The 14,452-nt window shown below is 49.6% G+C and carries 6 protein-coding genes; all 6 read left to right on the forward strand.

Annotation, left to right across the window (positions count from 1 at the left end; genetic code table 11):
- Positions 1–61: 61 nt before the first annotated feature.
- Positions 62–7,204, forward strand: coding sequence for a tetratricopeptide repeat protein (locus GOC95_RS00245; protein WP_275354904.1), 7,143 nt, complete (start codon positions 62–64; stop codon positions 7,202–7,204).
- Positions 7,201–10,653 (forward strand): tetratricopeptide repeat protein, encoded by a 3,453-nt coding sequence (locus GOC95_RS00250; protein ID WP_275354905.1) that lies wholly within the window; start codon positions 7,201–7,203, stop codon positions 10,651–10,653. The genes GOC95_RS00245 and GOC95_RS00250 overlap by 4 nt, the downstream gene beginning before the upstream one ends.
- Before the next feature lies 1 nt (position 10,654).
- Complete coding sequence (locus GOC95_RS00255) at positions 10,655–11,584, forward strand: GNAT family N-acetyltransferase (RefSeq protein WP_275354906.1); 930 nt, start codon at positions 10,655–10,657, stop codon at positions 11,582–11,584.
- Positions 11,581–12,339 (forward strand): class I SAM-dependent methyltransferase, encoded by a 759-nt coding sequence (locus tag GOC95_RS00260; RefSeq protein WP_275354908.1) that lies wholly within the window; start codon positions 11,581–11,583, stop codon positions 12,337–12,339. The genes GOC95_RS00255 and GOC95_RS00260 overlap by 4 nt, the downstream gene beginning before the upstream one ends.
- Positions 12,340–12,341: 2 nt before the next feature.
- Positions 12,342–13,796, forward strand: a complete 1,455-nt coding sequence (locus GOC95_RS00265) for an FAD/NAD(P)-binding protein (protein WP_275354909.1) — start codon at positions 12,342–12,344, stop codon at positions 13,794–13,796.
- A 185-nt stretch (positions 13,797–13,981) separates the two neighbouring features.
- The gene (locus tag GOC95_RS00270; RefSeq protein WP_275354910.1) at positions 13,982–14,392 is read left to right on the forward strand and encodes an FdtA/QdtA family cupin domain-containing protein; all 411 of its coding nucleotides are present in this window, start codon (positions 13,982–13,984) and stop codon (positions 14,390–14,392) included.
- Positions 14,393–14,452: the final 60 nt, after the last annotated feature.

Raw genomic sequence — 14,452 nt, forward strand, 5'->3', positions numbered from 1 at the left:
TAAGCGATGCCTTTGCACAGGAGTTTTCAATAATAAGAGAAAATTTTTGGAACTCTCTGTTATGAACAAGCTTGCTGTCACCCCGTTTGCCCAGGATAGCCAAACACATGGCAGCGCACCTGGCCGCCAGCAACTGTTGCAGCAGCTGGCACAGCTTTGGCAGCAAGGGGCCACTGAAGCCTGCTTTAGCATTGCCCGGCAGTTAACAAGTGAGTTTCCAAAAGAGGGGATTGCCTGGAAAATTTTGGGCGGTTTACTGCAACAGCGCGGTGACCTGCAAGGCGCCGGCGAGGCCCTTGCGCAAGCCGTCAAGCTGCTTAAAAAAGATGCAGAGGTATTCTTGAATGCCGCGAACGTGGCCGCGCAACTGGGGGATGTGACCCTGGCCACCAAGCATTATCGTCAGGCGATCCGTTTGAATCCATCCATGACCCGCGCTTATGCCAATCTGGCCAGCTTGCTCAAAGAAGCCGGGCAGCAGAAAGAAGCCGAGAAACTGTTGCGTACCGCTTTGCAGCTCAACAAGCACGATGCACTGGTATTGTTTGACCTGGCAGCGTTGCTGCATGAATCCGGCAAGTCACTTGAGGCTGTGCAATATTATCGTCAGGCGCTAGAGATTGAGCCTGACAATGCCGTGCTGGCCTACAACATGGCACAAGTCTTGTTTGTCCTGGGTAACCTGGATGAGGCGCTGGTACATTTTCAGCGCGCCATTGATCTGAACCCGACCTATTTTGATGCATTGCACCAGTACGGACAGTGTCTGCGGCAAAAAAACCGTTTTAAGGAAGCCGAGCAAGTGTGGTTGCAAGCCCGGGTACTCAATCCTGAGAGCTGGCAGTTGCTCAATGACCTGGCTCAACTGTATAAACAGTTACAACAACCGTTGGAATATGAAGCTTGCGCCAAGGCCATCATGCAGGTCAAAGCGCCAGAGATCGAAGAACTCAATAACTTTACCTCTACCCTGATTAACCAGCAGTTGCTCACTGAAGCAGAACGTTATTGCAAGCAAGCGATGAGCCTGGGGATCGAAGATCCGTTTACCTATTGCAATATGGCTTTGCTGCTGTATTACAAACAAGAGTATGCACAATCTCTGGAATATTATGAAAAAGCGTTGCAGCTCAAGCCGGACTGCGCCGCTTTTTGGAGTAACTACAGTGTTTCGCTGCGTTTGGTTGGCGAGGTGGAGCGTGCGCGGCAGGCTCTGGAAAAGGCGATTGCGCTGGATCCTGAGTATCTGGACTCTTACATCAATCTGGGCAGTGCCTATCTGGAGCAGGGCGATGTCAAGCTGGCGGTGGAGACTTATGTCAAGCTCATCGCACGCGCACCCCATTTGGATAAAGCCTACCGTAACCTGTTATACACCAACAGTTTTGCCAATGAGCTGAGCCCGAAAGAGCATTTAAAGTATGCACGTGCCTGTGGTGAGCAGTTCATGGCCAAGGCTGCACCTTTCAAAAACTGGTTGGTCAACGCGCAAGACCAGCGTTTGCGCATTGGTCTGGTGTCTGCAGATTTGCGCAGTCATCCGGTGGGCTATTTTCTTGAGCATTGGTTAAAACATATCAATGCCGGTAAAACAGAAATCTATGCTTACTCAGCCGATGGGCGTGAGGACAATTACAGCCAGGTCTTGAAAAAACACTGCACGCAATGGCGTTCATTGGCTGGCATGAATGATGCCCGTGCTGCCAGCCTTATCCGTGAAGATGGCATTCATATTCTGCTCGACCTCTCTGGCTATACGGCAGACAGCCGCGTGTCATTATTTGCCTGGCGTCCGGCGCCCGTGCAGGCCTCCTGGCTGGGCTACTGGGATACCACAGGCTTGCCTACCATGGATGCGGTGATTGCTGACCCGGTCAGCGTGCCTGCGGGTAGTGAAGGGCAATTTACCGAAAGCGTTGTCAAACTGCCGCATACCCGTTTGTGTTTCTCAGCCCCCGAGTCCGAAGAGCAGGTGAATGCGCTGCCTGCCTTGCAAAATGGCTATGTGACCTTTGGCTGCTTTCAAAAATACAGCAAGGTCAGCGACGAGGTATTGGCAGTTTGGGCACAAGTGTTTCTTGCGCTGCCTGCGGCCAAACTTTACTGGCAGTGCAAGGCCTTTCAAGATGATCAGATACAAGCTGAAGCCCTGGCCAGACTGCAACAAGCCGGTATCCAGCCTGAACAATGTGTCTTGATGCGTCCCACAGCGCGAGATGCCTATTTCAAAAACTATCATGCTGTAGACATGATTCTGGACAGTTTCCCCTTTAACGGGGGCACAACGACCTGCGAAGCCTTGTGGATGGGCGTACCTACGCTGACTATGCCGGGCGAGACCATGATCTCCCGCCAAGGCGCCAGCATGATGACCAGCGCTGGCTTGCCAGAGTGGGTTGCCGAAGATAAGAAAGCTTTTGTACAAAAAGCAATTCAATTCGCTGCGGATTTACCTGCTCTTGCCAACCTGCGGGCAGGCCTACGTGCGCAAGTGATGCGCTCCCCATTGATGGATGGCGAGCGTTTTGCACGCGATATGGAACAGTTGCTGTGGAATGTCTGGAGCGAGCGGGTGACGGGTATTGCCGACGCGCTGTTGGCTAAAACACGCATTCAGGACGCTTATGCCGGTGAGGATCCAGTCTGGATCATTAGTGCCACCCGGGCCAGTGAAGAGGCCTTCTGGGCTTCTTCTGCACTCGGGGTATCGCTCAAACGTCATATGCAGCAAGATGCCAGAATCGTTCCGTATGTGTATTACGAAAATACACGCGGTCTATCCGAAGTTTTTAATGAGGCCGTTGCCATCGCGCCTGACAATGCGCTGGTCATTTTTGCCCATGACGATATCTGGCTGGACCAGAACCCTTTTGTGCAAACTGTGATGGATGGCCTGGCGGCCTATGATGTGATTGGCGTCGCCGGCACTGCGCGCATGTTGCCCAAGCAACCGGCATGGTTATTTACCGACCTTGCCTTTACCTGGGAGCAGTCTGCGTTCTTGCGTGGCAAGGTTGCGCACAGCGAACACCCGTTTGGGCACAACACTTATTTTGGTGCTGAACAAGGCGATTGCGTCTTGATGGATGGTGTCTTCATGGCCGCCTACAAACGCACGCTGACGCAAGCCAATGTGCGCCATGACCCGCAATTTGATTTTGAATTTTATGACCTGGATTTTTGCCGTACAGCGACCCAGGCCGGGCTCAAGCTCGGTATTTGGCCGATCAGCCTGACGCACCAGAGCATGGGCAATTTTGGCAAGCAGCGCTGGCGTGACAAATATCAGATGTATCTGCGTAAATGGGGCGAGGGGGAGGCCGCAGTTGGCACGCCGATGACGGCTGAACTTGGCGCGGCGCTTGAAGAAGTGTTTACGCTGGCTCTGCAGCATCAGCAAGCGGGTGATCTGCAAACCGCGACACAGTTATATCAAGAGATTCTGGCGGTTGCTCCACAATCCGCCCCTGCCTGGTTTAATCTGGGACTCATCGCCTGGGCGCAGGGGCATCAGCAAGAGGCCGTGGCCTGTTTTGCGCAAGCCCATGCTGCACAGCCGGCTGAATGGGAGTATCTGCAACATTATTTGGTGGCCATGCATGCCACGGCGAGTGCGGATATTTTGGCTGCCACCTTTGAGCAAGCCATGGCATTGCCGCAGCATGCGGAGGCGGTGCACCAGCTTGCCGAAGCGTTAAAGATGCCTGGGTTCACTCGCCAATCCGTGCAACATGCACAAGCTTCGTCGCAAGACGCAGCCATGCAACCGGATGCCTCCCAGCAACAAGCCTTGCTTGCAGCGTTTGAGCAGCAACAATATGGACAAATGGAACAGGCCCTGCACACCTATTTGGGGCAATATCCGCAGTGGCTGGCGGGCTGGAAAATGCTGGCGGATGTCTTGATGCTGCAAAAAAAGGATGCCAGCGCTGCGGCCAAACAGGCCCTGACATTGAATGCGCAAGATCCACAAGAACATTGCTATTACGGCATCGTCCTCAAGGCCAAGGGAGATCTGCCTGGAGCGGCAACTGCCTTTCAACAAGCGATTGCCCTCAAGTCGGACTACGCTGCGGCTTACAATAATCTGGGGACAGTCCTCAAGGATCTGGGTCAGGTAGAAACGGCCATCGAGCACTTTAAATGCGCATTGGCCTTGCAACCCAACTATGCCGATTGCTTCAGCAACTTGCTGTTTTGCATGACCCACGCAGAACACATAGACAATGCCGCACTCATGCAAGCACATCAAGCCTATGCCGACTTGTATGAAGCGCCGCTCAAAGCAGCCTGGCTGCCACATCAGAATACACGTGACGTGCACAGGCCACTTAATATCGGCTGGGTCTCTGCAGATTTCAGGGCCCATTCGGTCGCGCACTTTATGCTGCCTTTACTTAATGAGCTGGCCAAAGAAACCTCTCTGCGCTTGGTTGCCTATGCCAATCAACCGCTGGTGGATAATGTCACCACCCAGATGCAGGGCTATTTTTCAACATGGTACGAAGTCTCATCCTGGTCAGACCAGGCACTGGCCGAGCAAATCCGGGATGACGGCATTGACATCCTGATTGATTTATCCGGCCATACCTCAGGCAACCGCTTGCTGACATTTGCGCGCAAGCCTGCACCTGTTCAGGTGAGCTGGCTAGGCTACCTCAACACCACCGGCTTGAGCAGCATGGATTATTACCTGGCAGACTCATATCTGTTGCCCCCCGGCCAGTTTGATGACCAGTTTACTGAAAAGCTGGTGCAGCTGCCGGTGAATGCAACTTTTATCCCATATGAGCAAGCGCCAGAGGTGAATGCCTTGCCTGCACTGAGCAACGGCTATGTCACGTTTGCTTGCTTTAACCGGGTCCTCAAAATCACTCAGGCCACCGTGCAACAATGGGCCGCGTTGATGCAAGCCTTGCCTGACAGCCGCCTGGTAATTGGTGGGGTGGGAGAGGGCGAAAGCACGCAGCATTTGCAAACCTGGTTTGCCGAAGCTGGCATTGCCGCTAACCGCATCCGCTATTACGCACGCACTGACATGGCAAGCTATTTAGGCTATTACCACGAGGTCGATATTTGCCTGGATACCTTCCCCTCCAACGGCGTCACCACCACGGCACATGCGCTGTGGATGGGCGTGCCCACGTTATGTGTTGCCGGTGACCGCTTAGCAAGCCGTGGCGCCATGGCATTGATGCAGCATCTGGGGTTGATGCAATTTATTGCCTCGGACCATGACAGCCTGATCAAGCAGACCCTGGACCTGTGTGCTGACTTTACAAAGTTGGCAGCGTGTCGCGCCCACATGCGTGAACACTTTTCTAACAGTTTGCTCGCCAAACCTGGCTTGCAAGCAGAGGCGTTACGCCAGATGTTATTCCAGATGTGGCAACGCTGGTGTGCGCAACAGGCCCCAGCTTCAATTCAAAGCAGATGGGTGGATGCCGACCTATCTCACCCCACTCTACATATGGAGCCAGAGATGCTTGTGGAAGAAATTGATACTGTAGAAGCCGTAAACACACTTTCTCCTGTCACGCCTAGTAGTGATTTAATGGCTGCCGCCCAGAAATTACAGGCAGAAGGAGAGATTACGCAGGCGGCTGAACTTTATCTTGCCTTGCTCAAGGCAGAACCCCAACATGCGGAAGCCAATTTCCAGTTGGGATGGATTGAAACACATACCCGCGGTGTCACATTCGCTTTGCCAAGACTGGAGCAAGCAGTCATGCAGCAGCCAGAAGTAGAGCAATATTGGGTCACCTATATTGATGCATTGATGATGCAAGACAACATTCGGGCAGCGCTCTTGGCTATTCAGCAAGGGCAGCAACATGGGTTAACCGCTGCGTCAGCAGCCATGCTGATGAATGATTGCATGCAAGCGGCGAGCCAACAGTTTGCTGAGAAAAGTACGCCTGATTCAGCCCTGGTTTCTGTCGAGCAATTACAACAACAGCTATTTGCTGAAAGCAAGATGCAGACAACTGTTAGCAATGACGTGCCAGTGTCCGTTGTCCCTCAGCAGCCTCTGTTAGCGCAACCTGTTCAGTGGTTTAACAAGACAAAACCACTTGCAGATCAGACAGTTTTCCCTGAAAGCTGGTTAAAGGCTTATCCTCAGGCATTGATGATTGAGTACACTTCCCGTTGTAATTTGCGCTGCAAGTATTGCTCCAAGAGCAATCCCGGCGACGACCAAATTCCTGGGCGCAATATGGATATGACAACCACAACCGTGGATGCGGTCATTCATTTAATCGAGCAATCTTCCTATAGCGAGTTGTTGCTGGCAGGAACCGGTGAGTCTACTTTTCATCCGCATTGGCGTGAAGACTTTCCACGCATGATACACGCTGGCAAGTCTCGTAATCCGTCATGTTATATCCATGTCAACAGCAACTTTGCGGCCAAATACGAAGATGAGGATTGGGCTGTGTTTGCGCAGCTAGACGGGATCGTGATTTCAATTGATACCGCTGATCGGCAATTGACACGTGAGGTACGCGCCAAGTCCGACCTCGGTTTGATTATTTACAACATTACCCGTTTGCAGACTTATTGCCAGTTTCACGGTCTCAAGTTGCCCAAACTGACGGTGAACGTTACTTTATATCATGAAGCGGCTGCCGGCCTGCCTGAATTGATGGCGATGCTGTCTAATTTACCGATCACGTCGGTGACGATTTCAGATTTGTTTGAGCGTGAAGCCACTGACAAACATGCGATTCGTCCTTTGCACAATGATGATCCGGTGTCATTCAAGCAAGCTGTTGAGCATTTAAAGCATGCCATGGAAATTGCAGATAAGCAGCAGGGCTTTCGCGTCACCATACAGCCACATTTGATGGAGAGAATCGAAGCCATGGCGAAAAGTATCAATGCTGCAGCCACTGATACAGGCGCTGTGCAGGCCGATCCGCAACTTTCCACCAAGCTTTGTTTGCAGCCATGGACACGCTTTACGCTGGCTGCCGATGCTGCAATCTTCCCTTGCTGCATGACTGAAATGGATCCGGTGGGCAATATTGATAGTGGCAAAGAAGAGGAGGGGTTGAACGGTGAAGGGATACGTGCCTTCCGTCATGCATTGCTGCGAGGTGATATGCCAAGCTCCTGCAAGCATTGCACGAATGCACCGGATGTCAGCCCACAAACCCTGCAGACAGCAATCCATGAACTTTCAAGAAAGGCCAATGCATGAGCCAGGACACTATCAATCAGATGAATGCCACGCCGGAGCAACTGATGGCTGAGGCCAATGCGCTGGCAGATCAACCGGAACAAGTGCTTAGACACTATCAGGCTATGTTGCAGCAATATCCTCGCTATGCGCCTGCTTATCACCAGTTTGGATTGGTTTTGCGCTCACAAGGGGATGCTGGTGCAATCGGCAAACTTGAACAGGCTGTTCAGCTGGATGCCGGGAATGAGCAATATTGGGTCAGCTACATTGAGGCCTTAATGTTTTGCGCGCAATTGCAAAAAGCTGCTGCGGCAATTCAATTAGGGTTGCAGTACGGTTTAGGACTGTCAAAAGCACACGTACTGGCCCAGACATGTGTAGACATGATGGAAGCGGCCGGGTCTTCAGTCATGGCCACTGCAAGCGAAGTGCCTGCTTCATTTGTCAAATCAGGCAACGTTGCTAAGGTTAAAATTTACCAGGCCTATTATTCCGAACAAAGTCGCCTCGAGTTGGATAAAGGATTTATTCCGTTTGATAACCTGGCCAATCCCCGACCAGATTGGCGTGAGTATTGGTTTATGCGTCAATACTTTTTAAATGAGGCGCTAGATGAAGAGACCTTCTATGGCTTCTTCTCGCCAAAGTTTTCTGAAAAAACCGGGTTAAGTTCTGCAGAGGTTTACCGTTTTATCGAGGCCAATGCTGATCAGTCAGACGTGATTCTTTTTTCACCTTTTTTTGACCAGACCGCGTTTTTCCTGAATCAATTCCATCAAGGTATCCTGGCCCATCAAGGCATTGCACCTTGCTTTGAATTGGTGATCAATAAAATTGCGCCTCAAGCCGAGATGGACACACTCATCATGCACAGCGAAAACTCTGTGTATTCTAATTTCTTTGTGGCAAAACCTAGCTTCTGGCGAACATGGCTGGCAGCTTGTGAAGATTTGTTTCATGAAGCTGAAGAGGGTAAAACGCTGCTCGCAAAATGTTTGAATGCCGATACTACCCATGAACATAAACTTTTGCCGTGTAAGTCATTTGTGTTTGAACGTATTGTTTCCTTGATGTTGGTGACACAACCGCAATGGCGGGTCAAAGCTTATGATTCAAGTTTAATGCCACTGGTCAATTCGACATTGGCTGAATTTGTGACCATGGATGAATTCAAGGCATTGGATGAAATGAAAAAACAGGCCTGTAAGCAGCACTGTGACGTGGATAGTTTGGGCTACACTGCTTTGAAAGATAAGATCGTTGATCGGATTAAGCGCCATCGGTTAAATCAGCTCGAGCAAGCGATTGAGGAAGTGTATGCGCAGGCCGAGCAATTACAAGCCGCAGGTGAGCTTCAAAAGGCGATGGCTTTATATGAAGATATTCTCAAGAATCAGCCACAACATGCCGGGGCCAATCACAATCTGGGCTTTATTGAAACGCATACGCGGGGTGTTGAAGCCGCCTTACCCAAGTTTGAAGCAGCAGTCATGGCCAGGCCTGAGGTTGAACAATATTGGGTGAGCCTGATTGATGCTTATATCTTAGCGCAAGACTTTCCTGCAGCTTATGAGGCGATCAAGCAAGGCCAGAAACATGCATTGACTGCACAAATGGCTCAGCTATTAAATCAGGAGTGTCTAGAGAAAACCGATAGTGCCTGGCGCTTGCAAAAAGAAACAGAAACCGCATCGCTTGTAGAGTCAAACTTGATAACGCATGCGGCAATAGAGGCTTTGTTGACGCAAGCACAAGCTTTACAGGCAGAAGGTAATTATCAGTCTGCCAAAGCACAGTTACAACAAGTGTTACAAGCTGATCCCAAACATGCCAGGGCTAATCATGACTATGGACGATTGCTCGCAGAAACAGAGGCATTAGATGCCGCGTTACCATATTTGGAAGCAGCGATTGCGAATGCCCCTCAAATTGAGCAGTACTGGGTCACCATTATTGATGCCTATACCCAGTTACATGCCTTTAAAACCGTGTTTATGGCAATCAGCGAGGCTAAGAAGTATGCCTTGTCTGAGGCAATGCATGACATGCTATATGAGGAAGTTGTCAATTACGCGATTGGTCTCATTGGCAATCCTCAAGTTCAACAAAGTCCGGTCATGGAGGGGTTGATAGACGCTACCGGCCTGCTACAGGAGATTGTGACAGCCAATGTAGCCGATATTCAAAGAGGCCAGTCTAGCGGAGCGTTGATTTCTGGCAATATGGATTTAAGCGCTTGTGAGGCCTTTATGCAACGCTTTCCAGCTTTGATGGAGACCGATAAACTGATTAATTTTGTGCGTGCAGTGGTCTTGAAGCTGATGTGGCTGCCAGAATTTACTGGTCATAAAATATTTGCACCATATTTTGATCAGTTACTTGCCAACATAGACTTGGGTATTCCAGCCGTAGTACCACGCAATGCCAAACTGGCAAACATTGTTGTTGCCACCGAAGTCTATGACTTTGGCGGACATACCAAGGATATTATTACCATGCTGCATCAGCTTGAGAATCCCATGCTGGTGATCACCGATGTTTATGCAAGATTTGCAACACAATCGTTTTACAAGAATATTCAAAGCGCGCTGCCACAGTGCCCTGTTTTAGTCCTGCCACAAGAAAGCTTGCTGGCCAAAGGCCAACGTTTGGCCAGCCTGATTAATACCTATGCCCGTAATGTGTTTTTGTTGACGCATCAGGATGATGTCGCTGCGGTCGTGGCTTGTCAGCCTAATTTTGAGACGGATTACTACTTTATTCACCATGCGGATCACAATTTGTCAGTAGGGAGCGGCGTCCCCCATTTGAAACATGTCGATTTGTATGGGCAGCGAGCCATCAACTGTCATGAAGATTTGGATCGCGAAACATTGTTTTTACCAACGACGGCTGTTGACCAAGGGATTAAAACTTTTGACTATACCTCTGGCAAGTTGAATACAGTCACGGCTGGCACCTTTGCCAAGTTTAAAACCGAGGGTGCGATTGCTTTTCAGGAATTGGTCTGCCAGGCATTGTATCTAGGCGAAGGTCAGCATTATCATTTTGGTGAGATTCAGGCCCCTGTGCTGCAACAAGTGCGGGACTACCTAACGCAAAAAGGCTTGGATGTAGCGCGTTTTGTGTATATGGGCAACGTGCCCTCCTTATGGCAAGCCTTGCTCGAGATTGATGCACATGTGTTTATTGGCTCTGCCCCTATTATGGGCGCTAAGTCGGATATTGAGGCGCAGGGAGCCGGCTATCCTTTACTGGCGTTTAAAGCCCTGGATTGCCCGCGTCATCTTAACGTTGGCAGCCATGCCCCTGAGACGATTTACTGGCATGACATGGAGACGTTTATCGCCGGTTTAAAAGCACTGAATGCTGATCATTCGAAGTATGCAAAAGCGGCACGTACCTACTATGAGCAGGCTTGTTCCATGAGCGCTTATCAAGAGGTATTGGGGAAAATGAGTCACTAGTATGGATATTCGGACTTATCAGCAACAGCATGTGGCATGGGACCAGTTTTTGGCACAGAGCCGGAATGGGGCCTTCTTTTTCAAAAGAGGCTACATGGATTATCACGCTGACCGTTTTCAGGATGCTTCTTTGTGGATAGAGAAGGAAGGGCAAGTACTTGCCATGTTGCCGGCGAGCCGCGACGGTGACACCATCGTCAGCCATGGCGGTTTGAGTTTTGGCGGTTTGGTCATGAGTGCACGTCTGGGGGCGGCAGATGTAAAAGCCCTGTTTGAGCAGTTACGTGATTACTGGGCGGCCATGGGGATTAAAAAGCTTATTTATAAGCCTATTCCACATATTTATCACAGCATGCCCAGTGAAGAGGATTTGTATGCCTTGTTTAGATTAGGTGCCAGGACCATGCGAGTGGATGTATCAACCACCATTATGCAGGAGTCACGTTTGCGCTTATCAAAAGGTCGTAAGCATGCATTGTCCAAAGCGGCTAAAGCAGGGGTCACGATTAGAAAAAGTGATGACTATGCCAGTTGTTGGCAGATACTCACTGATAATTTGCAAGCGCGACATGGCACCAGTCCCACGCACAGCCTGCAAGAGATCTCGCTTCTAGCCAGCCGCTGTCCTGAAATCAGCTTGTATATGGCCTATCTACATGAGCAGCCGATTGCCGGAGTTGTCATGTTTGATTTTGGCCGGGTTGCGCACACGCAATACATTGCGCCTAGTCCGGTGGCAAGAGAAGTGGGGGCGGTAGATTTACTACTGGAAACGCTCATCAGCGAAGTCTACGCAGATAAGCCCTATTTTAATTTTGGCATTTCTACCTGCCACAATGGCTTAAGTTTTAATGAAGGCTTATGTGCGCAAAAGGAAATGTTTGGTGGCCGCACGACAACCTTGCAATGGCTGGAAATGGATTGTGTATGATGCATGATGACCAACGTAAACAGGCGATCTCGGCTTATGAGCAAGCGTACAGCGCCAGCGATTTTGAAGTGATTCAGGCGCGCTATCGTAAAAAACTCTTGCTAGAGTTGTTTGAAAAATATCAACCCAAACATGTGCTGGAGGTAGGCTGCGGTTGGGATACGATTGCGAATCACTGGCAAGGCTTTGAAAGCCTGACCGTCGTTGAGCCTGGCCCGCAGTTTGCAGAAAAAGCCAGAAAAGATACTGCCCAATTAGCAGGTGCACAAGTGATCGAGGCGTTTCTTGAAAGTAGCCATCTGGGTAAACCTGACCCGGCATATGATTTGATCCTGCTGAGCAGCCTGTTGCATGAGGTGCCAGATGCGAAGGCATTATTGGCTAGTGCCAAAGCATTGGCAGGTCAAAATACAGTGATTCATATCAATGTGCCGAATGCGTTGTCTATGCACCGCCTGCTTGCTGTGGAGATGGGGTTGATGGATAGCGTCTATGCCCAGTCTGCACTGCAAAAATCATTTAATCAGCCACGTATTTTTGATTTAAAACAATTAAAAGTATTGGCGAAAGAACTAGGATTACAAGTGCTTGAGGCAGGTTCTTTTTTGGTGAAACCATTTACCCATCACCAAATGATGACCCTGATGCAACAAGGCTTGTTGACGCAGGAGATGCTGGATGGCTTGTGGCAATTGGCCCGGCATTTTCCTGAAAACGGCTCTGAAATTTATGTCAATCTCAAACTTGAGGACTGAAAATGGATACTAAAACAACGGTGATTGTAGGGAATGCTTTAGCTGGAATGGTCGCGGCATTAGAGTTGGCGCGCCAAGGCAAAAAGGTGACCTTGGTCAATCCTGGTGGACCATTGGGCGGTTACTTTGCCGGACTGGAGATTGATGGCGTGATGTTTGATGCGGGTCTAGTCAAGTTTGAGCTGGATGGCTATCTTTCGCAAAAAAGTACCTTAGCCAGCTATAACCCCAAGCTACGTAATGATGTGGGCCGCTTTATGAATATCGTGCATGCCTGGGCCCTGCAGTATGAGCCATTACATCAGTTTGACATGCCAAAAATGTGGTTGCAGAACAAGGCTTACGATGATGTGGTATTGAGTAATAGCTACCATACCTTTAGTAAATTGCCTTTTGCCCAGCAAAGTATTCAAGAGTTGCAGCAATTACCTACTGCAGAGATTCATGCGCGCGAAAAATCCAATGGTGCCCGTTACCATACGCTGGATTACCTGACCGCTTCCCTTGCCAATCATGGTAAAGCCATGCATGACCATATAATTGCTCCTTACCTGATGAAGGCACAAGGCGTGACAGCCGACAAAATGCTGGCACGTTATCATCGTGTCGCCTGGTTACCACTCTTCTACCCCGAGACATTGCTGGCCAGTTTTCAGGGAAAAGCGGTGCCCCTGCAACCCACCGTATTTCACTATCCCAAGCAAGGGGCGGTCGGTGGCATCTGCCGTCAAGTCAAACAACAAGTACTCAGTCATCCCAATATCACCTATGTGCAACAAGCGATCCAAACGGTAGAAAAAAATGACAGTGGATGGCAGTTACAGTTGGGTGAGGGGGCCGTGAGTGGTCCTATTGAAGGTGGCCATTTGGTCTGGACCGGTGCGCCAGCAGCTTTGCTCAAGGCACTGGGGAAACAGCCTACCATGGTGCAAGAGATTAAATCGCCGATTGCTGTACTATTTCTGCGCATTAAAAAAGCGGATATCCGTGATGTGTATACGATTTTGCATGTTCTGGATATGGATAAATGCGCTTATCGGATTACAAATCAGACGGCATGTGCTGATCAACAAGACGAAGATATGAATATTGTGGTTGAGTTTAACCAGAATTATTTCAAACAGTTGTACGGTGAGAATGATTCGGACGCATTCATCGTTGAGAAATTACTGGCCGAACTGACGGCCATGAACATGATTGCGGCAGATGCCCAACCTCTGATTGCTGCCATCAAACGTATCCCGGGTGGATTTTTGGTACCAGATCAGGCGGCACGGGATGCTTGGGAGCAAGATCAGCAAACCGTGGCAGCACTGCATCCTGAGATTGCTTTACTCGCAATGTCGAGCGGGTTTTTTGCCACGTCACTTAACGATCAGGTGATTCAAGGGTTGTACTATGCAGAAACCCGCCTGGACGCAGAAGCTGAAACAGTCAAGGAAACACTGCCTGCCTGAATCTAAAGTCACTGACTCGCCACAGATTCTGGTGGCGAGCAATTTGGTACGCGTTATTTGGCTGTGAGGCGAGTCTGTCACCTTACTGATGATAAATGCTGCCTTTTCCAGGCTTTATTAGTTGAATTAATTCGTGCATGCCTATCGTATAGTGGCTTGAGTTACGAGATAGAGCAGGTGTGTGTATGCCACTAGAACATTGCAGAATTATTGAGTTGCCTAAAATCCATGACCCGCATGGCAACCTCACATTTATTGAAAGTGATAATCAAATCCCATTCGCGATTCAGCGCGTCTACCATGTGTATGATGTGCCGGGCGGGGCAGAGCGCGGGGGGCATGCGCACAAGAATCTGCATCAGTTTATTGTCGCCATGTCTGGTAGTTTTGATATCACCTTGGATGATGGCAAGGATAAGAAAAAATTTCATTTAGCCCGTTCTTATTATGGCTTGTATATCTGTCCTATGATTTGGCGTGAAATTGATAATTTTTCTTCAGGTTCAGTTTTAATGTGCTTGGCCTCAGAAAAATATGACGAAACTGATTATTTCCGACGTTATGATGAGTTTATGCGCGCGCGTTGGGCTGCTTGAGATCACCGTTTAATCCCGTTTTTGAAGTGGGCATATAAAAAGGCGCATCATTGATCTGAT

It is taken from the genome of Methylophilus sp. YYY-1 (assembly GCF_029132825.1).
GTDB classification, from domain to species: Bacteria; Pseudomonadota; Gammaproteobacteria; order Burkholderiales; family Methylophilaceae; genus Methylophilus; species Methylophilus glucosoxydans.

What these genes read in the sequence shown, in the direction of transcription:
- GOC95_RS00250 (WP_275354905.1), top strand. Translation starts at nt 7,201, where the DNA reads ATGAGCCAGGACACTATCAATCAGATGAATGCCACGCCGGAGCAACTG.
- GOC95_RS00255 (WP_275354906.1), top strand. Translation starts at nt 10,655, where the DNA reads ATGGATATTCGGACTTATCAGCAACAGCATGTGGCATGGGACCAGTTT.
- GOC95_RS00265 (WP_275354909.1), top strand. Translation starts at nt 12,342, where the DNA reads ATGGATACTAAAACAACGGTGATTGTAGGGAATGCTTTAGCTGGAATG.
- GOC95_RS00270 (WP_275354910.1), top strand. Translation starts at nt 13,982, where the DNA reads ATGCCACTAGAACATTGCAGAATTATTGAGTTGCCTAAAATCCATGAC.
- GOC95_RS00245 (WP_275354904.1), top strand. Translation starts at nt 62, where the DNA reads ATGAACAAGCTTGCTGTCACCCCGTTTGCCCAGGATAGCCAAACACAT.
- GOC95_RS00260 (WP_275354908.1), top strand. Translation starts at nt 11,581, where the DNA reads ATGATGCATGATGACCAACGTAAACAGGCGATCTCGGCTTATGAGCAA.